This is a genomic window from uncultured Pontibacter sp., assembly GCF_947499215.1.
GTDB lineage: Bacteria > Bacteroidota > Bacteroidia > Cytophagales > Hymenobacteraceae > Pontibacter.
Genome location: NZ_CANMNI010000003.1, coordinates 659752 through 680739, shown reverse-complemented (window position 1 = coordinate 680739; position 20988 = coordinate 659752). Strand labels below are relative to the sequence as shown.

The following is a 20988-nucleotide window of genomic DNA, read 5'->3' as shown; positions in this document are numbered from 1 at the left end:
ATCCTAATACCCCAGCATAATGCGTATACTTGCGATCCTGTTTTTAGCTTTGAGCATGGCGGCCTGCAACAATTCTCCGGACCAGTCGCAGGCTAACCAAACGGATCATACGCACTTGTTGGAGACCGATAGCAGTCTGTTGCAGGCACCCGACTCAGCCAAACTACCTCCCGATGACGAGATGCAGCACTATGCTCCTGACACCACTGATCTGAGTCCGGAACCCAGCACAGCCGCCAAGATCATGATCGAAGGGCGCTTCCATAAGCACGAGGTATGGCAAGGCGCGGAACAGAAGTCCTGGATGGCGCTTGTGCAGGATGACAGTGTTTTCCGGCTACAGCCCAGCCGCCTGCAGGTCACCACATATTTTGATCCGGTTTTTGATAAAGGCCGACAGATACGGTCAGGGCGTGAAGTGCAGAGCGATCACCCGAGCACTCTTTTCTTCGTGACAGGTATAGCTAAACTGCAGGCCAGTGAAGTGGACACCGTGGGCTATCCGAGTCAGGTGATTTTGCCGAATACTTCCATCGACCTTAACTTTAAAGGCAAGACCTATACCTTGGCGGCAAGCGGCGACAGCATTCAACAGGAAGGATCAGAGTCATACTCAGTACAAAACTACAGATGGACGGTGACGGGTATCAAAAACGGACGCAAGATCACGCAGGAGCTGGCTTCTGACGAAAACTTTGAGAGTGCCATCTATGTGCTCCTCTGGGTGGGCGACCTTGACCGTGACGGTATACCGGACTTGCTGGCCGATCTGTCCAACCACTTCAACACTTCCAAGGTTACGCTTTTCCTGTCTTCGCTCGCCGAAAAAGGCAAGCTTTATAAGCAAGTAGCTGATTTTAAAACGGAAGCCTATCCCGAAATTACCAGCCCCGACAGTGTAGCAAAACCATAAAGTTGCCCGAGCGTTATATACCTGCGAAAGCAAACGCAAGGTATAGCCGTGAAAAAGCATAGGGGTGAACTTGAGATAGACGAAGATATTCAACTGGAAAGCAACAGCTGGAAAATCCAGCGGGTGGCTTGGGTTATCATGGCGCTTGTAATTATTGCAGCTTTGCTGGGCTTTACCGGCGATGGTGGTATCGGCAATCTACAAAGCCTAAAAGCAGGCGACAGCTCCGAATTGCTTGAGGTCGAATACGAACGCTTTTTGAGACGCAGCGCCCCCGCCGAAATTAAAGTGAAGCTGGCACCCTCTACCAGCAACTCCCTCACGGACCTGCACCTCAGCAAAGATTTTTACGAGAAGTTTCAAATAGATAAAGTCGTGCCTGAGCCTTCGGAGGTCTATACCCACGAACAGGGCATCACTTATAGCTTCACTACAGCCAACCAGCCATTTTCCGTTACCTTCTACTTGACGCCAAAAGGCATGGGCTCCCTGCCTTTGCACTTCTCCACTGATAAGAAAAAAGTAGCTATCACGCAGTTTATATACCCTTAAGTTTACGCTATGGAAACCGTTATCAGAGGACTGGTCTTGTATGTGTTCCTGATGATTATTTTCAGGATTAGTGGCAAAAGAACCCTGTACGAGGCCACTGTGTTCGACTTTGTGCTGTTGCTGATTATCGCTGAAACAGCGGAACAGGCGCTCGTCGGCGAGGACCATTCCATGATGAACAGTTTTGTGCTGATCATCACCCTCCTGTTGGCCGATATCAGCCTTTCACTTCTCAAGCAAAAGTATAACTACTTCGGAAAAGTGCTAGATGGGGTGCCCGTAATTCTCCTCGACGATGGCAAGGTGCTGCATGAGCAGCTAAAAAAGGTGCGGGTAGATGAAGCGGATATCATGGAATCGGCTAGGGCTCTTCGGGGACTCGAGCGGCTCGATCAGATCAAGTACGCCATTCTGGAAAAAGACGGCAAGATCACCATCATACCAAAAGATCAGGAACAGAAGGAAATAGAAAAGGTATAGCTGAAAAGCTATACCTTAAGAAAGTTACTAGTCTTGCGTGTGTGGTTGTACTTAGTTGTCGGTCAGCACGTATTTAGACTCCACTTCTTTTTTGATATTAGCGAGCCCGTCCTCAAACTCCTCTCCCACTGTACTGTCAATCAGCAATCCTGAAAATTTGTGGATCGGATTGTCTCCCATGTACTTCTCCAAATGCCACGTTAGCTTGGTGCCCTCTTCTGTTTCCTCGAGCGTAAAGGTGCTGTGCGCCTTATCATTCTTTTCAAACTCCAGATTGGTAACGAGCTTTTTGGGAGGTTCGGCATCTACAATAGTGACAACGCTCTGCCCTATACTTCGTCGCTCGCTGGTCCAATGCAGGCTTGACCCAACGGACGGTCCTGCATAACTCAGGGCTCTGCCTGTGCCGGTATGGTTGCCCGGAAGCCATTTAGGCCAGTTACGGAGGTCACTCAACTGCTCGTAAGTTTCTTCTGCTGAAGCATTTATGATAATATCGCGCTGAATATGGATTTGACGCGGCAAACTAATGGATATGATACCCAGAATCGCGATCAGGGTAATGACACCTAATAGAAAAGACCTGAGTATGCTCATGGAATTATGTTCGAATCGTAAAATTTAACCAAATTGAATTGAATTTGTCCTATATCAAAGATTTCACAAAAAATTGAAAAAAACCACAGCTGTTACGCTGTGGCCTTTCTCAGATGGAAATTCAATACTAATGTATAGTCACTTATACGCAATGTTGAAAAAAAGTATACAATAGGTATAATCATTTTCACGGGCCGCACTTCTTAGTATCGGCCGCTCTGGTCTCGAGAGCCGTAGTGGTCGTCGCCAAAATCGCGGAACTCATCGGCATTGCCATAGGAGGCGTCGTGGCGGTATCCATGGTTACCACGGCTGTCGAAGTTGCGGTACAGGTCGCCTTCCTCAGGGTTGTCATAGTTCGGATTGTAGCCGGTACTGTAACGGTAGCGGGTACGCTCGAAGCTGTCGGGGTTGTAGAACTGCGGGTTGCCGCGGCTTACTCTTCCTAAATCGTTTTCAGAGCCATGCGGTAGTCCGTACTCGTCGTGCCGAGGCACACCACTGTAGTTGTTGGTGTCATAAGTGGTGTTGTAGTAATCCTCCATGCTGCCGCGGTAATTGCCTTCGCGCATGCGCGAGTCGTCGTGCCTTGCGCGGTATTGTCTTCCGGCGCCTTCGTCCTCAGCTCTTCTGCCCCAATCACGACGCTCATTGCGGTGATGCTGTTGCCGCGGATGGTCCTCTTGGTATTGGCGGCTGAAGTCGCCGTAATTCTGATCTCTATAATCTCTCATCGTTCTATTTTTTTAAAATGACAGCCGCTGAAGAGCGCTCTCCTACGGCTGTTTGGTTTTACAAATTAGTGTCGGTTGTGCCGGTCTTCGGAGCGGCGCTGTGGGCGGTTTTCCTGTCCCCAGCGGCTTAAGTTGCTGTAATGGCTGTCCTCGCCAAAATGCTCACGTCCCTCTGTATGGTTACGGCCGGCAAAGCCTCCGCTGTAGTCGTTGTCGTAGGCCGGGTTGTTCATTTCGTAGCGGCGGTATGATTCGTAGTCGCCCATGGAGGAGTGGCCTTGGAAGCCCTGATCACCGCGTCTGCGACGGCGGCTGATATCATGCCCGAAGGTTTCGTCATACTGTTCGGAGCGTGTCCAAGAATTACCCGGACGGCGCAAGTCATCGTAGTCATTGTTGCTGTAATCAGCCTGTGGATCGTAGTGTCGGCCGGAGTTATGGTCGTCGTTCGGCACATAACTCATGCCATAAGGGTTATCATTTCTTCTGCGTCTGTTCGAAGTAAAGTCCTCGCCGCTATACTGCGCACCGCCCGGCTGAAAGCGCCCCTGTCGGGAGCCATATTCGTGGTCTATGTTGGTGTTGAAAGACCGGGTATCATAGTAATCGTCTTCCTGCTCGCCATAGCCGCTGTTAAAATGCGAGTCCACGGTATAGTTGCCGCGGTCTGAGTTTTCACCATGGTGATGACCATGTATCCAGCGTGGCTCCATGTTTCGATTATCGCGGTTTTCTTCTCTGTTGTTTCTCATAGCATTGTGATTTTATTACTTACATGTACTGCTACTGTTTACGGGCTTGCCCTTGCTTAGGGTTAAGGATGCCGTGTAAACTCCCTTTCCGATTGTTCGTTTATAGAGGGTATACTAAATCAGATAAGACTATGGAAAGATATAACAACTGGCAGGACCGCCACGATGACCGCAGACGTAACGAGCGTCGTCCTGACGAATCGCAGTATAGAGGTGCTTACCGTTTGGATGAAGACGAGCACTACAGCACCTACAACCGCAATCGCCAAGGTGACATGGGCAACAGAGGCCGTGATCGCTACAACGAGGACCAAGGAGGCGACTACGTGTACCGCCGCAGCCGCAACCTGCAGGACAACGATAATTATACGGAGCGCCAGTACCAGCAAAGCTATCGCGGCGACAGTTCGAGACAAGGTAATTACAGTGGCTTTGGAGGACGTTACGGTGGTAGCGCAGGTATGCGCGATAATCGCTCGCGCTACAACGAAGGCAGCAGAGATTCACGTAGCAGCAGCCAGCAATACGGTGACCAGTACAGCCGCCGTACCTCAGGCAATTTCGACGGCGATTATCGCCCTGACAACTACCCACATCTCCGCGACGAGAACTATGGTAACATGGCCGGCTCACTCAGTTTCGGCTACGACGGCGACCGCAACTCCGATCCGGATTACAACCGCCGCTACAATCCCATGACCGGTGAAATGCGCCAGCGCCAAAGCAACTACGAACAGCGCCAGCCACGCCGTTACGGTCCGCCAGACCGCACAGGTTCCAACCCGGATTATGACCGTTACTAAGGTATAGCCATAACCTTGGGGGCGATTCAGAGTAAAACTTAAGATAACTAAAACAGAATGACGATGAACGCAGATAAGAATAAAGACCAGAATAAAGATCAAAACAAAAACAATATCAACGAAGGCAACAAAGTGCCTAACATACACCCGACTGCCAAGAAGGATCCGTCCGAGCAAATTCCACGCTCTTCGGAGAGTGATCAGGCCGGTCGCAGCGCGGGCAACGAACCACGCACTGGCGGACGTCAGGGTGGCAAAAGTGTAGAAGACGGCGGACAGGATGTCGGCAGTAGCGCCGGAAGCCGCTAGTATTTAAATAGACTTACTGAGAGGAAGGCTGGGGACGACCCGGCCTTCCTTTTTTTATGCCTGCCCTTATTTCGTATCTTTGGCTATACTTGCCCTGCCACAACAAGGTATAACAGGTATAGCCACCAGTAAGGCGCAGGCTTTTTCAATGGAGAAAATCAAAGCACAGGAGCATTTAGTCATCATCGGTAACGGCATTGCAGGCGTTACCCTGGCGCAGCGTATCCGGCAGCGTAGCGATTGCCGCATCACCATGGTCTCCGCTGAGTCAAAGCTGCACTTTTCTCGTACGGCCCTGATGTACGTGTACATGGGGCACATGCGCTTTCAGGACATTGTGCCCTATGCCGATTGGTATTGGGAGGAACAGAAGATTGAACTTTTACATGATTATGTGGAGCGGGTGGAGATAAGCGAGAAAAAGCTGGTGCTCCGCGAAGGCGCTCCCTTGCACTACGATAAGCTGGTACTGGCGACCGGCTCCAGCGCCGCTTTTTACAACTGGCCCGGCCAGACGCTGAAAGGCGTGCAAGGTCTTGTCTCGCTGCAGGATCTGGAGCTGATGGAAGCCAATACGGCAGGTATACAAAAGGCTGTGATCATTGGCGGCGGCTTGATTGGCGTGGAGATGGCCGAGATGCTCCGTAGCCGCGGCATTGCAGTCACCATGCTTATACGCGACAAACTCTACTGGCACAATGTACTGCCTGCAGAAGAGGCCCAACTCGTAACCGATCACATCCAACACCACGGCATCGAACTGTTACTGCAAGAAGAACTGCAGGAGATTCTGGCTGATGCATCCGGTAGGGTTCGCGCTATTCTGACGCGCAGTGGCAAGGAATTAGCCTGCCAGTTTGTAGGTGTCACCACCGGTGTACAGCCGAACGTGGCTTTCTTAAAAGGTGCAGGTATAGACATGGACCGCGGCATACTGGTGAACGAGTTTTTCGAGACGAGCCAGTCCGATGTATATGCGCTCAGCGACTGTGCCCAGTTCCGAAGTCCTGCGCCGGGCCAGCCGATGATGGAGCAACTCTGGTATACCGCCCGTCTGCACGCCGAGGCGCTGGCCTCTACCCTTCTAGGTGACCGCCAGCCTTACCAGCGGGGACCATGGTTCAACTCGGCCAAGTTCTTCGACATCGAATACCAGACTTATGGCACTGTTCCTCCACTTTTCACAGAGCAACACGAGTCCTTGTACTGGCAAAACGAGGAGGCGACCAAGGCCATCCGATTCCTGTATGAGAAGGAAACAGCCAAACTCCTAGGTATAAATCTGCTTGGCGTTCGTTACCGCCACGACTTGTGCCACCACTGGCTGCAGCAAGGCTATACCTTGCACGAGGTTATGCAAGAGCTACCAGCCGTAAACTTCGATCCGGAGTTTTTCCAGCGCTACGAAGAAGAGCTTCTGCGCCAGTACTATATCCGATTCCCTAGCCAACAACCGCCCGTCAAGCACAATACTTGGTGGGAGTTGCGCAAGCGCTTCGGTCTGTTTTCTGATTCTACTTCCTGTTAGTTACTAATCATGCAAATGCATACTGCTGTCATTTCCGATACTACTGCCACCTCTTCTACTGCTTCGCAAAATGTCCTGAAGATGGCAGGTCTGCTGCTTATCAGCATCGGGCTGTTGGGTATACTGGTTGCTGCCGTGGGAGCCGATTACCTCTCCCCTGTCATGACCGGCCTTGGAGGAACAGCGGTTTTCACGGTAGGTGCCTTGCTCTATGTATGGCAAAGCCGCCGGCATAGATCATCCGCCGAGCAAAACCACGGACTCTGGCAACAGGAGGCCACTTCCCGGGGGGCATCGGCTTGGGTCATCGGCTTTGTGCTCACTGGTTTTTATGTGCTGCTCTACTGGTTTCCTGAAACTTTGCAAGGATTGATACAGGCCATGGAGCCACTGAGCCAGTGGCTGCGCAACCGCCCCAGCGACCAGTGGTTTCTGTATGGTACTTTCTATACCTTGGCCGTGCTGATCATGGGGGTATACGCCCTGCTCAAGTACCGTAACAGCCGCTACCATATCATCCGCACCATCTCGGTCATGTTCTTTCAGTTGGGTTTTGCCTTTCTATTGCCGGGCCTGCTGCTGATGCTCAACCAACCAGAGTACTACTTTAGTTACTTCTGGCCGCTCAAGTACGACTACCTATTTCCGGGTACCGTGGACTATTTGATCCGCGACGGCGCTGCTTTGGGGGTATTTATGGTATTTTGGGGTGCGGTTTTCTCTTTTTTGGCTACGCCGGTGCTCACCTATTTCTATGGCAAACGCTGGTACTGCTCTTGGGTATGCGGCTGCGGCGGACTAGCCGAAACTGCTGGCGATCCTTACCGACACCTCTCCGACAAAAGCCGAAAAGCCTGGCGTTGGGAAGTGGCTATCATCTATCCGATTCTGGGTTTTGTCATTCTCACCACGCTTTTCCTTTGGGTCAACTCTTGGAGCGAAGGCCGTTTGCTGGGTGACTTGTCGGGCGGCTTTGCCCAGACATACGGGTTCTTTATCGGGGCTATGTTTTCGGGTGTGATCGGCGTAGGATTTTACCCGCTGATGGGCAACCGAGTATGGTGCCGCTTCGGCTGCCCGATGGCCGCCTATCTGGGCCTGCTTCAAAAGTACTTCTCCCGCTTCCGCATCTCCACCAACGGCGGACAGTGCATCTCCTGCGGCAACTGTTCCACTTACTGCGAAATGGGCATTGATGTGCGCTGGTATGCGCAACAGGGTGAGCCGATCATCCGGGCTTCGTGTGTAGGTTGTGGCATCTGCGCTCACGTTTGCCCAAGAGGCGTGCTCAAGTTAGAGAATGGTCCGCGTGAGGACCGCTATGCAGGTTCTCCACTGATCAAACGTGACGAGCTGCGGATCTTAAGCTAGGCTTTATCGGAAGATAACCGGCCTATGCCCCTGTATAATTTTCCCGCATCTGGCAAAAGGTACATAATAAGACCAATGATCTGATGCTGCGACCTTTCTTTTTTCAGCATAGTTGGTTATTAATTCATCTTGCCATTGACCGGAGGCAAAACTCCAACCAAATGGCCTAAACGCATCGCGGGCACCTGCTTTTGACAGGTGCCCGCGATGCGTTTAAGGTAACAGATTAGCCGAAGCTATACCTGTAGGTGTTACTGCAACTCTTCCTGCTCCATGTACTCCCACATGGCATCTTCACTGGCGCCGATCTTAGCTGCATAGAGCAGCATTGTAGTGTAAACGGCGATCAACAGAAAACTAAGCGGAATGGAGAAAACAAAAGATACTACAAGCGTCTTAACCGGATCAGGCTTGGTTTTCATTTTGGTAGATGCATACCAGAAAAAACAAACATTGAAAATGCCGGCAAGAGCAACAAAATTGATGATATCTAACATTGGCTAAAAGTTAAACGTTTTTTTCTGAGTCTTCCAAGAAATGTGCCACACCGTCATATAATGGGTAAACACTTTTAAAGGTCAAAACAGAGGCTTGAGTCTTTTGTTAGGAATGAATTACTTATGCGTTTACTTAAACAGCATAGTGCAATTTATGTGACTTGATTTTAATTAACAATAGTTAGCCTCAAATATTTTAATAATAATTTAACATATCCTCAAAAAGTGCTTTAAATGGCCTAAACACAGCTTTGTATACCCATAAGAATCTAACGCTTAAACTGTTGTGAAATCGATGTGTCAAATCTCGCTTATCCTTATCTAAGAAAAAATCAACAGCATGCAGTGTATCTGCTCTCGACTACTTAATCTTCACGCCCTTCAACCCTGTCCGTCCATAGAACACCGGGAAGTACATCAGCTCCGCTTTTGCTGGATTAACCGTGTAGGTTCCGTTGTAGCGTGGCAGTAGTTTGATGGTGTAGGTGTGCTTCCCTTTTGGCAGTCGATCCGCGAAAATGGCCACCTTGTGACGGAAATACTCCCGGTGCACTTCGTAAGGTCCTTTGCCTATTTTCTCATCGTAAGAGCAGCCGGCAGGTATTGGCACTTCAATCATTACGTAGTCGGCATCGGCTTTGGCTTCCACCTCTACCACCAGCTCGACTGGTGTACCTGCTTTTAAGGCGGCTTGGTCTGTTATACCTTTAAAAGAGGTCGTCAACACAAAATCTTTCTGCACCGGCTCCGGACTGGAGTTCCAGTGGGTCTGGTAGGCGGTCAGGTAGAGCGGCAGCTTACCGACTTTACTGATCACCAAAGGCTGGCCCGGTAGGAAGGTGGTGTCTACAGGAAATTTGGCGGCTTCCAATTGCAAAGGTCCTGTGAGTTGCAACGTATTCTGAAGCTGCGACTGATTTCCGTCTTTAAAATTTAACAGATCGGGCAGCAGCGTTTCCAGTATGCGGGCCGATTCATAGGTATTGCGCCAATGGCCATTACGGCGTTCGCCCAGCAGGAAGGCCCGGATGCTGGCTAGTTCCTGTTCGTGCCCGCCGGCCGCTTTCAGGATGTCGTAGGCCAGCAGCGTGTTGGAGATGTGGTTATTGAAGAGACTATACCTGTTCTCGCCCCAGTGCAGCCCTCCGAGCGTGGTTGTCTTTTTATACTTCTGCAACGTATCAAGCGGGGCCTCCAGCTTAAGTAACTGGCGCATGCGGGTGAGCCGCAACTGCTCTTCCAGTGAAAGCCTGTCACGTTTAGAGAGCTCCTCCACGTAGCGGTTGTAGTCGACCTTGGCCTGTAGCTTGTGCAGGGTTTCGAGCATCATCAGTTTGTCGGTGAAGCGGGCTTGCTCCAGCCGGTATACCATAAAGTCCTGTAGCTTTTGCTCGTCGTATTTCGGGGCGTAGCCTTCTACTTTGGCCAGCGACAGGGCCTCTACCACGTGGCTCGTGATCCAAGTATAGGCCGGACCAGACTGCCACCACGTCCAAGCGCCTTCTGGCAGCTGGGTCTTTTCGAGGTGACGCACCAGTCGGCGCACCATGCGTTCGTGTGTGAACTTCTCCCCTAGCTGTTTTCGGATGCGCTTTTCCATCAACAACCCCTTCAGTTTAGAAGCAGCCTGTTCACTGCACCAGTACTCATACTTGTGCAGGTAGTCGATCTCCTCCAGTATCACCTCCATCAGATTGCCTTTGGCGTGTAGCTTCACAGGACCTTTGGCCGGGTCGAAGTTCAAGGTCACAGTCGTATCTGTATGCAAAGCCAAGAAGTGACCGGTGGTTTCTTGGGTGCCTTTCGGGTATACCCGGATGTGGCGCCGCTCGCCATCGGCCATCCCTTCGGCCGCTCGCAAGGCAAAGAGCACCTCCACCGAGTCGGGGGCGACAGACGGGGCCGTGAGGGTAAGCGTATCGGTATAGGCGCGCTTGAGCAGTATCTGGTTTTCACGCACCTGCTTGCCTGCCACCTCAAAGCGGGTGCTGATGTTGGCGGAGTCCGGCAGATAGTTGAGCGCCTTACCAATTACCTGTGTCTTGTCGCCCTCCACCAGAAAACGTGGCATCGCCAGCGTGGCCATCATCGCCTTAAAGGACTTGATGCTGGTGCTGTAAATACCCGTTCGCTTCTTGCCATCCATCCCCAGCACATAGGTATTCCAGCTGGTAATATCGCCCGGGAAGGTGACCGGAAAGGTAGCTTGGCCCTTGCGGTCGGTGAGCAGGCGTGGCTGCCAGAAGGCGTAGTCGGAAAAATTGTCGCGGATGGCGCCGGCTTCGTCCACCGGTAGTTCTGCGGTGAGCCCTTGGGGGCTTTTGTTACCTATTATAATCACACCGCCCGCCGCTCGGGAGCCATAGAGAGCCTCTCCAGCCGCTGCGTCCAGCTTCGTCATAGAAGCGATCAAAGCAGGGTCTAAGTCAGACAGATCGCCGCTGTAAGGCAAGCCGTTCACGATAATAAGTGGCGAGCTTGCGCTTTGGATGGATGCATTTCCTCTGATCTGTATACCAGCAGCACTTCCAGGCGTTGCGTGTACAACCGTTACTGAAGCATAAGCCATTGTTTTCTTCTCTTGCGCGCCATAACCAGTCACCACCACTTCCGAAAGCTGCTTCATATCTTGGTCTAAAGAGGCATCTACCACTCTCCTTCCCTCTGTAGCCACTTCCGAAGTCACATACCCGAGGTAGCGGAACACCAGCACGGCGTTGGAAGGCACACCAAGCTGGTAAAAGCCGTTTGCATCGGTAGCCGTACCGATCCGCGTGCCTTTTACCAGCACGGCCACACCTGGCAGCGGCAAGCCTGAGGGGGCATCCACCACGATCCCCGACACGGTGGAGCTGTACTCGTGAAGACCGCTGGTATAGTTGTCGTTGCGCATTTGCCTGATCACCTGTTGCTGCACTTCTATACTTACTCCACGTTGAGCTTCCCTGATTCGTCTGCTGATCAGTTGCTGTAGTGTTTGGCTATACCTGTCTGCCGGCTTCTGAGCGGCTGGTTGTAGGTATAGCTGTACCTGCCCGTTTGCCTGCACCTGCAGGTCTGTGGCCATATAACTGCTGTCCGGGAACAGTAGCGCCAGCCGATATTTGCCAACCGGTATACCTGTCATCAGGATATTATTGCCGCTGTAGAGTCGAGCGGAGTCGGTTTGACCGGCCTTGTGCAGCACGGCAATGGTAGGCGTTTGCGTGAAGGCGCTGTCCAGTCGCCAGCCTACTCGGCCTTTGGGCAGGTAGTCGTCGTAGCGTGGATTATTACCTAAGGTCTTCTGCAGCCAGAATTGTCGCTGCAGTTCCTCCCACTCCTGCTGCAAATGTTTTTCAATGGGTGCTTCATCATAGAGTGGCACCGGATTGCGCTCCTTCTTGTTCCAGTTGCCAAGATGAACATGCTCGGGCAAAAGTCGGCGCTCGCGCATTTTGAGCAGCTCCCGCTCAAAGGTATAGGTATAGCCCGCCTCCATCTCGAAGGTGGTATTGAAACTGTTATACCTTGTAAACTGGAGATAACCCGGCGAGAATGGCCCCGCCAGCAGAGATTTTGTAGCTGAGTAATAATAGTTGTTTCGGTTAGGGTTGTCCTGAATGCGCAGCACCCTGCGGCCTTGTTTCAGATAAGCCAGATCATTGCCGAAGTTTTGCTCCACCTGCAGGAGGTAGCTATGGAGATTATTGCGCTCCCGAGTAGAGAGGTAGTTCTTCTTTTCAGCCTCTTTCGCATAGGGCACAGCAGTTGGCGTTAGGTCAGCGCTTAGCACCAGTTTGTGGTACGGGCGCAGGTATACGCTGTCAAGAGTGACCAATTTGTCGGCCGTGCGCATCACGATGGTATGGTAGCCGCTGTCTGCCGCAAAGGAATAGGCAGGCATCACATCCGTTCCGGAGAAATACACCGGCACCCGATCAAGGTATACCACATGCACAGGCACCACCCTCCCGGAGTCTACCACAAAGGGCGAGAACTGCGTCAGGCTGTCGCGGGAGAGGCTGTACTCCATAAAAACACCCTGCTTCGGGTATAGAAAGTTGTAATAGGCCATGCTGTCGAGTCCCATGCGGCGGCTCCATTGGTTCCAGTCCATCAGCTGCGTGGCGGCTTTGGACTCGTTGTTGAGCCGCAGCTTCTGATACGATTTGCGGCCTTTATACCTGTCCCAAGACGGCAGTGTGGGCACGCCCTGTGCCGTGAACTTGGAGGTGATGGCATAGGCGGTGAGGTCGGCATTGGACACCGGCTTGCCTTTGGCGTCGCGCACGGTTACGGTCAGGTCGCTCTGCTGACCGGGGTACACCACCTGCGGCGCTTCCACCTCCACGTTCAATGTATACTTGCGGTGCGGCGCCACTTTCTCATCTGACCGGATCTCGCCGCCCCACATGTAGCGCAGCGTCACAAAATAAGGATCATCGCCATGCAGAGTCCGGGTATAGCGTACTTCTTTCTCATGCCCTTTACCCTGCTCCACCAGTTTATCACCCCGGTACACGAAGTACCAGTACGGCAGCTTCCTCGGATTGTCCAACACAAAGTAGAGCGAGTCGTTGCTGCGGTCGGTGAAGGCTTGGATCTGTGAATTCTCGGGATTCAGGGCAAGTGACGCCTCCTGCTCTGGAGTCTGCAAGACGTAGCGCCGCACGTAGGGGTTCACCGGCAAACGGTAAGGCAACTGCACCTTCCGCTCCAGCACTTTGTTGCCTTTCGTGTCGATGGCGATCAGCTTTGCCTCCTGCGGCATGGCTTTGTCGCCTTCGAGGTATTGGGCCAGCAGACTGTCTTGCGAGAGCGTGAGTTTCAGCTGCCCCGGGGTATAGGTATAACTGGCTTCGGCAGACTGAAAACTACGTTCGTTGCTGCTGTTCAGGAAATCAGCCCTTACCTGATAACGCAAAGAAGCCTTCGGAAAAGCCGTGGCAGGTATGGTGATGCTCGTTTCGCCAGCAGACTCCAGCGACTGACTGTGCTTCCAGAGCGTGTCTGGCACAAACACCTGCTGCTCCCGCGACCCGAATACCTGTTTGGTGAACACCACCACCTCTACCCGGGCGTCGAGTAGATTGAGTCCGTTGGCATCTGTACCGCGCACGTGCAGTTGGTTCTCTATACCGGCTTGATGTTCTTCATGCGCCAGTCGCAGCGTATATTTGTTTTCCTTTAGTTCATAGTCTTCATAGGTGAAGGAGTGGCTGACCATTACATCCTCCCTTTTGTTCGTTCTTTCTAGCAACAAGGTATAAGTAGCATCCAGCCGCAGGTTCAGGCTGTCATGTAATACAAACCAACCCTCGTAAGCTCCTTTTCGGTACGGTTCGAACTCCTCCAGTTTCTTTCGCTTGATATCATATCCATCCAACACAAGCTGTGCCTTATATTGCACCGGCTTGCCGTTATCTTTTACTACATAGGCCTTATACCTCACCGTGTCGCCGGGTTGGTAGAGTGGTTTGTTGGTAACGAGGTAGCCTTTGTACTTATCAGCTTTGTCGCGGCGGTGATCCTCGTTAAAAATAGAAGCGACGCTCCGAATCCAACCTTGTGGATATCCCCATTTAATGGTTCTGTACACATCCCGAAACGGCCACCAAGCATAACGAATCGGGAACGTGTTAATCAGTCGCTGCCACCACTTCGGCTTGTAGTGGGACTGGTTGTGCTGCGGCGCAAGCTCTTCATAGAAGGTATGGCCAGAGTGGGTCACACTGACAACTCCCTTCTTGGGTCCTTTCTTTAGACGATAGGTGTTGGTTTTGTTGTCAAACGGCACGCGCTTCTTGCCTGCCATTACCTGCGCATCGGACACCAGTTGCCCCAGACTGTCGTGTATCAGCAGGGTAAGCTCCGGCTGCATGTGCAGCAGCTTCGCCTGCAGTTTGCTCTTTGTTTCCAGCCAATAAACCAAATCGGGACCTTGGGCATGCATGTACAGGTAGTGCCCCTGTGGTAATGGTTTGTTGTAATCCTTGCCGATTGCAAAGGAATCGACTACGGTATGGAAGAAACTGCTTTTAACCACATCAGGCCCTTTTTCATAAATCTTCAGGGCCTGCTCGTCTGTGATTTGGTAGATATAGGTATAGGGGCTGCGCAGTTGGGAGTTTGCAAGACGACCCTGCGAGAAAGCTGAAACGGTGATTAGGGAAATGAATAGTAGCAGTAGTAATTGTTTAAACATAGCAGCGGCGTCAATTCCCTATCAATATACTAAAAATAGTATATACTGACTCCTGAATTTCTATCCCAGCCTGTTATAATAGCATTGGCTTATGGTAGGACTTCCATGCCACCCCAAATTTACGGCCAAGACCTCTATTTAATTTTTGCAACAAAGACTTATTCAAGGCACACATAAAATTAATCCTATAAAAGCCACATTCCTTTATAAGCCATGCAAAGCTTATATTTAGCAAAAACCAGCTATTTAAATCGTTAACTAAATTTATTGAAAACCAAATAACTATATACCGATTACCCCGTACTTTAAAAATACAATACTCACCCAATAGTATGTTTTTAATTTTATAGTATTTAATAAAGGACGCCTCTGCTGCTAAAGCATCCTCCTTTATATGTTAAATCTTTTTAAGGGACGTCGCCATGGAAATTACCAACCACACCTCGCACCAGAATCGCCATATCTTTTTTGTGAAAGGACTTGTAAAACAACAAGCGCTCGATAAAATCCGCCAAGCAATTGCCGAAGCGCCAACTGACGGCAATAAAGAGCTTTGGATTGACTGTTCGCACGTAGACCGTCTGCATATTACCAACAGCAGCATCTGTTCATTTGTGAGCGAACTGCTTAAGATCAGAAAACATAACGTGAAGGTGGTGCTGTGCGATATGAATGCCACCACGGAGCGTCTGTTCCGCCTCCTCCGCCTCGACACGCTTTTTGACAAGGCAAAGTCTTTTGAGGAAGTTGAACAACAGCAAAATCCGCAATTCGCCGCCTAAGCCAAACGGATTTTCTATAAAAACAAAAGAGCGCCTCTGCTAAATCAGAGGCGCTCTTTCTTTTAGAACTGTATACCTATACTACTACAGGCTCATAGTCAGGATCTGTTCTACATCCGCCACTTGTATATCGGCCCGCTCACCTAGGTTCTTAACACCCCGCTCCTCAAAGCGCTTCACAATCTCTTGGATCGTTGATTTGTCTACATCATAATCCTTGAGCTTGGTGCGAATATCCAGCGACTCGAAAAAATCGGCGGTAGCCTGCACCGTGGCTTCGATTCGCTCGTCTTCACTGCCTTTCGTAATACCCCACACCCGCTCGCCGTACTGCAACAGCTTTTCTCTCTTGGTATCGCGTTTGTAGCGCAGCAGCGATGGCAGCACGATGGCCAAGGTACGGGCATGGTCGATGCCATGCAGGGCCGTTAGTTCGTGGCCTATCATGTGCGTGGCCCAGTCCGTCGGCACACCTACCCGAATCACACCATTTAGCGCCATGGTCGCGCACCACATAATGTTGGCGGTCGTATCGTAATCAGTGGGGTTCTGCAGCGCTTTCGGCCCCTCCTCTTTCAGCGTGATCAGGATGGACTCCGCTAGCCGATCCTGCAGCGGCGCATTGACCGGATAAGTCAGGTACTGCTCCAGCACGTGTGTGAAGGCGTCTACAATACCGTTGCTGAGCTGGCGCAAAGGCAGTGAGAAGGTAGTTTCAGGGTCGAGAATGGAGAATTTTGGGAAGGTAAGCGGCGAACCGAACGCAAGTTTCTGTCTTGTTTCTTCCCGTGTGATCACAGAACCAGAGTTCATCTCGGAGCCCGTAGCAGGCAGGGTTAGCACTGCTCCGAAAGGTATAGCTCTGGTCACAGGCACTTTCTCAGAGCAGATTGTCCAAGGGTCGCCGCCCTCGAAAGGTATAGCCGCAGCTATGAATTTGACTCCGTCGATGACAGAACCGCCACCCACGGCCATAATGTAGTCTACCTGCTCTTGTTTTGCCAGTTCGACCGCCTGCATCAGGGTTTCGTAGCGCGGGTTGGGCTCTATTCCGCCAAACTCCACTACTTTATGGCCCTTTAGGCCATCCATTACCTGTTCATATACGCCGTTCTTTTTGATGCTCCCGCCCCCATAGGCTATGAGCACGCGTGCATCTGCCGGTACTTCGGTGGCCAATGCCGCTATCTGCCCTTTGCCGAAAATGATTTTTACCGGATTATAAAAAGTGAAATTGTTCATAGAAATTTAAAATGTACTGATTAGTTCGTGTTATAATCTGCCACTTTCACAAGTTGTTTGCCGGTGTTCTCTCCTTTAAACAAGCCGAAGAAAGCCTGTGGCAGCTGATCGAAGCCTTCGACTATATGCTCCTCGTACTGCAATTTACCAGCTTTTAGCCAGCTTACCAGCTCGGTGGCTGCTTCTGGGAAACGCGCTGAATAGTCGCTTACGATAAAACCCTTCATCAAAGCGCTCTGCTTCAACAGGATAGGTTCCACCCGTGGACCGGTCGGAACTGAGGTAGCATTGTACAGCGCGATCTGTCCACAAACCGCGATGCGGGCGAATTTGTTTAGCAAGGTATAGACGGCATCCGATATTTCCCCGCCCACGTTGTCGAAATAGATATCCACCCCATCAGGGCAGGCGCCTGACAGTGCTTCGCGCATATTATCCGTGGTTTTGTAATTGATGGCTTCGTCAAAGCCCAGCTCATTCTTCAGATAAGCTGTCTTGTCATCAGAGCCGGCTATACCGATCACGCGGCAGCCTTTGAGTTTGGCGATCTGCCCGACCACGGTGCCCACTGCGCCAGCCGCTCCGGATACGACCACTGTCTCTCCCTCCTTCGGTTCTCCGATATACAGCAGACCGCAATAGGCTGTCATACCCGGCATACCCAGTATACCTAAGTGGTAGCTCAGTGGTGCTAAATCCGGGTCCAGCGGGCTGAGGCCTTTTCCATCGGAGATGCTATGGGTTTGCCACGGCAGATTGCCCAGCACCACGGCTCCGGTCTCATACCTGTCGTTTCGGCTTTCCATGACCTCCGCCACCACGCCTCCCATAATCGGCTCGTTCAGATTATAGGGTGCCACATAGGACTTAGCCTCGCTCATGCGGCCACGCATGTAGGGGTCCACTGATACGTAAAGCGCCTTTAGCAACAGTTGTCCCTCCTGCAGCCCGGGAAGCTCTTCTTCCTTAAACTCAAAGTTCTCCTCCGTCGGCATGCCCTGCGGACGGCTCTTCAATAAAATGCTCTTGGTTTTCATAGGCTCTGTTTCTTATACCTATTAGTGTATGGAAAACCGGCCTTAGGGGTTATGGTTTTATTTGTATAAAGTGGCCTAAATGAAAAAAGGATGATACCGGCTCTGTCGCCAATATCATCCTTTACAACAGTACAATACAGTTGCTTATTTCTCGATGGCCTTAAACACCATATGCGTCAGAAAATCTTCCAGCTCACTGCCGCCATCTTCGTGTATGTTCGTCAACGAAGGCAGGTGAAGTGCAAAGAACTTCTGATAATGCGCACTCTCCGCTATGGTAGAAACCAAAGAAGCAGGATATTTATAATCCGGATTGATCTCGTGCACGATCTCGGCTATTCGCTTGCACAGGCGCTTATAACTTAGGAAGAAGCCCTCCTTGTTGTTGGCATCCACTTCCTTCGTCAGATAGGCCTTGGCCGACTCGGCCACGACAATGCGCTGTAGGGTTACCTCGTCGATATGCTCAAAATCCATATCTTTCTCAATGCGCCCCGACAGAATTCTGATGGCAATTTTCAAGCGAGCTTCAGCCGAAGCGATGTTGTTGGTAGCGAACACCAGCCGGTATTCCAGCCAGTTCCAGTACCACGAAATCAGGTAAGAGAGCAGCATGTGCTTACTCTCGAAGTACCTGTAAATCGTCGCCTCGGTAGTGCCAATGCGCTCGGCCAGTTTTTTAAAGGTGAAGGCCTCCAGCCCCAGTTCATCGATCAGAAAGATGCCGTGCTTGATAATATCACGGCCTTTATCTGATGATTCCGGGTCTTTGAGGTATACCTTCTCCTCTACTCTGATTTTAATATTTGCTAGCAAGTTCCTCATGCAGCGTTTCAGTCATATTTTCAACGTTATCATAGAACGTCACAACACCGGTTTCTACGTCGTACATTCCGCCCACGATGCCAATCTCGCCTTTTTCTATCATTTCGCGAAGGATCGGGCTGTTTTTCTTAATCTCGCCCACGGTCCACACCACATTGGTTTCGGCTACTTTCTCCACAAACTCACCGTTCTTAGAGCTTCTGTCGCCTTCGTATTCCACAGCGCTCACAGCCGGCTCTATCTTGTGAAGCAATGTGCTCAGGTTGCCCATCTCCACATGGTCACAGGCTCCTTTAATGGCACCGCACTTACTGTGCCCCAGCACGACAACCAGTTTAGAACCAGCCACCTTGCAGGCAAATTCCATGCTACCCAGTATATCCTCGTTCACAATGTTACCGGCAATACGGGCGCTAAAGATGTCACCCAAGCCTTGGTCGAAGATCAGCTCAGCCGATGTGCGGGAGTCGATGCAGCTTAATACGATAGCAAAAGGGAATTGGCCTTCCGACGTTTCGTTTACCTGCTGCAGCAGGTTACGGTTTACTTTCAAGTTACTCACAAAGCGCTTGTTGCCTTCCAGTAGGATTTCTTTTGCGCGCTGTGGCGTCAGCTCTGACTGTGTCTCTTTGTTCTGTGTTCTCATGGTTTTAAATATTTTTTAATCAATGGATAATACTTTCTTAAAATTAGCCCATAGGCCGTCTATTCTTAAAACTTCACACCTTCGTATTCAAGCTTCTCGTCCTCAGCCGTGCTTTTTATCTTCAGGTTGATGTCGTTGCTGTGGGCCGTTTCCTTATAGTTCTCAATGAGTTCCAGCACGTCAGGGTCCACCACGGCTGAGCGGGACATGTCTATCTCCAGTTCAGAGCCCTTCGGCACCTTGCGAAGTTCTTGCAGAATATTGCCTTTGTTCAGGAAGGTCACCTCCTCGGCCAGAACAATGCGGTACTTGTCTTTGCCTGCCGGAGTCTTCTCTTTCTGTAGCGTATGCGATACTTGGTAACTGTTTTTGAGGATAAAGAAGATCCCTACCACCATGCCGATGCCGATGCCGGTGAGCAGGTCGGTGAAAACGATCGCCAACACGGTTACCACGAAAGGCAGGAACTGGTTCCAACCGCCACGGTACATGCCCATAAACAAAGCCGGCTTGGCAAGCTTATACCCCACCACCAACAGGATGGCGGCCAAGGAAGCCAGCGGAATCAGGTTCAACACGCCTGGTATGGCGATGACGCTGACCAGAATAAGCACACCGTGGATAAGAGCCGACAGCTTGGTGCGGCCACCAGACTGAATGTTGGCCGAGCTGCGAACGATTACCTGCGTAATAGGCAGACCGCCGATCAGGCCCGACACAATGTTACCGACACCCTGTGCCTTAAGTTCGCGGTTAGCCGGACTGATACGCTTTTGCGGGTCTAGTTTATCGGTTGCCTCGAGGCAAAGAAGCGTCTCTAAACTGGCTACGATGGCCAGTGTGCCTGCCAAAAACAGCACATCGTACGTCAGGATACGGCTGAAGTCAGGCGTGGTGAATTGCTGGAAGAAGCCGCCCAAACTCGTTGCCACCGGCAGTTCCACCAAGTGGTTTGCACGCAAGGCCATCTCCGGAAAAGCATTCAGGAAAACCAAGTTGAGTATGATGCCCAATACTACGACTACCAAAGGCCCCTGTATGATTTGGAAAATCTTGCCTTTCTTGGACAGTACCATATCCCAGAAGATCAGGATAAAGAGCGATAGTCCGCTGATAATAACAGCCGCCGGCGTTATGTAGCGCAGGGATTCGAACAGCAGGGAGAAAGTGGTATCGCCGTCAGGCTCCATGAAGTGTAGGCTGCCTTCGTAGCTCTCGTCATAACCGAAGGCATGCGGAATCTGCTTCAGGATGATGATGACGCCGATACCTGAGAGCATACCTTTGATAACGGAGGACGGGAAATAGTAACCAATAGTACCCGCTTTCAGAAAGCCCAGAGCCAATTGGATGACACCCGCCAGCACGACTGCAGACAAAAACACCTCATAGCTACCCAATCCCTCGATGGCGTGCAGCACGATTACGGCCAAACCAGCCGCCGGACCACTTACGCCCAGTTGCGAACCACTGATGAGTGTTACGACTATACCTCCGACGAAACCGGCAATAATACCGGAGAACAGAGGAGCGCCGGAGGCCATGGCAATTCCAAGGCACAGCGGCACCGCCACCAGAAACACGACGATACCCGCCGGTAAATCATTTTTCAACTCTTTAAAGGTAACCATAGCGAATCTTCTTCAATTAATAGGTTTAGAACTCGGTACAATAGTAATACTATAACGCCACAAAGTAAAGCCCTGTTTAGTTCACTTGCTAATTTTTTTAAG

Annotated in this window: 18 protein-coding genes; 8 read left to right on the top strand and 10 right to left on the bottom strand. The window is 51.1% G+C overall.

Going from position 1 to position 20988, the window contains the following annotated elements; all coding sequences use genetic code 11:
• Positions 1-19: 19 nt before the first annotated feature.
• Genes Q1A04_RS16860 through Q1A04_RS16850 form a run of 3 tightly spaced genes read left to right on the top strand, consistent with a single transcriptional unit; the run spans position 20 to position 1945 of the window.
• Positions 20-913, top strand: coding sequence for a hypothetical protein (locus Q1A04_RS16860; RefSeq protein ID WP_299708335.1), 894 nt, complete (start codon positions 20-22; stop codon positions 911-913).
• A 48-nt stretch (positions 914-961) separates the two neighbouring features.
• Positions 962-1465, top strand: a complete 504-nt coding sequence (locus tag Q1A04_RS16855) for a hypothetical protein (protein ID WP_299708334.1) — start codon at positions 962-964, stop codon at positions 1463-1465.
• Positions 1466-1474: 9 nt separating this feature from the next.
• A complete protein-coding gene (locus Q1A04_RS16850; RefSeq protein WP_299708332.1) occupies positions 1475-1945 on the top strand; it encodes a DUF421 domain-containing protein in 471 nt (156 codons plus the stop codon).
• A 51-nt stretch (positions 1946-1996) separates the two neighbouring features.
• Here Q1A04_RS16850 and Q1A04_RS16845 read toward each other — a convergent pair whose 3' ends face one another.
• The 3 genes from Q1A04_RS16845 to Q1A04_RS16835 form a co-directional block, all read right to left on the bottom strand.
• Positions 1997-2542 (bottom strand): SRPBCC family protein, encoded by a 546-nt coding sequence (locus Q1A04_RS16845; protein WP_299708330.1) that lies wholly within the window; start codon positions 2540-2542, stop codon positions 1997-1999.
• Between the two features lie 203 nt (positions 2543-2745).
• Entirely contained in the window at positions 2746-3276 is a 531-nt protein-coding gene (locus tag Q1A04_RS16840; RefSeq protein WP_299708328.1) for a hypothetical protein, read from the bottom strand.
• A gap of 65 nt (positions 3277-3341) precedes the next feature.
• Positions 3342-4028 (bottom strand): hypothetical protein, encoded by a 687-nt coding sequence (locus tag Q1A04_RS16835; RefSeq protein ID WP_299708327.1) that lies wholly within the window; start codon positions 4026-4028, stop codon positions 3342-3344.
• Between the two features lie 131 nt (positions 4029-4159).
• Between Q1A04_RS16835 and Q1A04_RS16830 the strand changes: the two genes are divergently transcribed.
• From Q1A04_RS16830 to Q1A04_RS16815, 4 genes are all read left to right on the top strand, one after another.
• Entirely contained in the window at positions 4160-4831 is a 672-nt protein-coding gene (locus Q1A04_RS16830) for a hypothetical protein (RefSeq protein WP_299708325.1), read from the top strand.
• 63 nt (positions 4832-4894) lie between these two features.
• Positions 4895-5140 (top strand): hypothetical protein, encoded by a 246-nt coding sequence (locus Q1A04_RS16825; protein ID WP_299708323.1) that lies wholly within the window; start codon positions 4895-4897, stop codon positions 5138-5140.
• A gap of 79 nt (positions 5141-5219) precedes the next feature.
• Positions 5220-6668, top strand: a complete 1449-nt coding sequence (locus Q1A04_RS16820) for an FAD-dependent oxidoreductase (RefSeq protein ID WP_299708321.1) — start codon at positions 5220-5222, stop codon at positions 6666-6668.
• 9 nt (positions 6669-6677) lie between these two features.
• Positions 6678-8039, top strand: a complete 1362-nt coding sequence (locus tag Q1A04_RS16815; RefSeq protein WP_299708319.1) for a 4Fe-4S dicluster domain-containing protein — start codon at positions 6678-6680, stop codon at positions 8037-8039.
• A 251-nt stretch (positions 8040-8290) separates the two neighbouring features.
• Here Q1A04_RS16815 and Q1A04_RS16810 read toward each other — a convergent pair whose 3' ends face one another.
• Positions 8291-8461, bottom strand: coding sequence for a hypothetical protein (locus tag Q1A04_RS16810; protein WP_230392283.1), 171 nt, complete (start codon positions 8459-8461; stop codon positions 8291-8293).
• 436 nt (positions 8462-8897) lie between these two features.
• Entirely contained in the window at positions 8898-14723 is a 5826-nt protein-coding gene (locus Q1A04_RS16805) for a carboxypeptidase-like regulatory domain-containing protein (RefSeq protein WP_299708314.1), read from the bottom strand.
• A gap of 422 nt (positions 14724-15145) precedes the next feature.
• On the opposite strand from Q1A04_RS16805, the gene Q1A04_RS16800 reads away from it, so the two are divergent.
• On the top strand, positions 15146-15505 hold the full coding sequence (locus Q1A04_RS16800; protein ID WP_299708312.1) for an STAS domain-containing protein: 360 nt from the start codon (positions 15146-15148) through the stop codon (positions 15503-15505).
• Between the two features lie 84 nt (positions 15506-15589).
• On the opposite strand, the gene Q1A04_RS16795 is transcribed toward Q1A04_RS16800, so the two are convergent.
• From Q1A04_RS16795 to Q1A04_RS16775, 5 genes are all read right to left on the bottom strand, one after another.
• Positions 15590-16747 carry an iron-containing alcohol dehydrogenase gene (locus Q1A04_RS16795; RefSeq protein ID WP_299708310.1) on the bottom strand — a complete coding sequence of 386 codons (1158 nt, stop codon included), beginning with the start codon at positions 16745-16747 and terminating at the stop codon, positions 15590-15592.
• Between the two features lie 20 nt (positions 16748-16767).
• Positions 16768-17784 carry an NADP-dependent oxidoreductase gene (locus Q1A04_RS16790; protein WP_299708308.1) on the bottom strand — a complete coding sequence of 339 codons (1017 nt, stop codon included), beginning with the start codon at positions 17782-17784 and terminating at the stop codon, positions 16768-16770.
• Positions 17785-17928: 144 nt separating this feature from the next.
• Positions 17929-18609 carry a TetR/AcrR family transcriptional regulator gene (locus Q1A04_RS16785; protein WP_299708306.1) on the bottom strand — a complete coding sequence of 227 codons (681 nt, stop codon included), beginning with the start codon at positions 18607-18609 and terminating at the stop codon, positions 17929-17931.
• The gene (locus tag Q1A04_RS16780; RefSeq protein ID WP_299708304.1) at positions 18584-19255 is read right to left on the bottom strand and encodes a carbonic anhydrase family protein; all 672 of its coding nucleotides are present in this window, start codon (positions 19253-19255) and stop codon (positions 18584-18586) included. The genes Q1A04_RS16785 and Q1A04_RS16780 overlap by 26 nt, the downstream gene beginning before the upstream one ends.
• Positions 19256-19320: 65 nt before the next feature.
• Entirely contained in the window at positions 19321-20886 is a 1566-nt protein-coding gene (locus Q1A04_RS16775; protein ID WP_299708302.1) for a SulP family inorganic anion transporter, read from the bottom strand.
• Positions 20887-20988 lie beyond the last annotated feature (102 nt).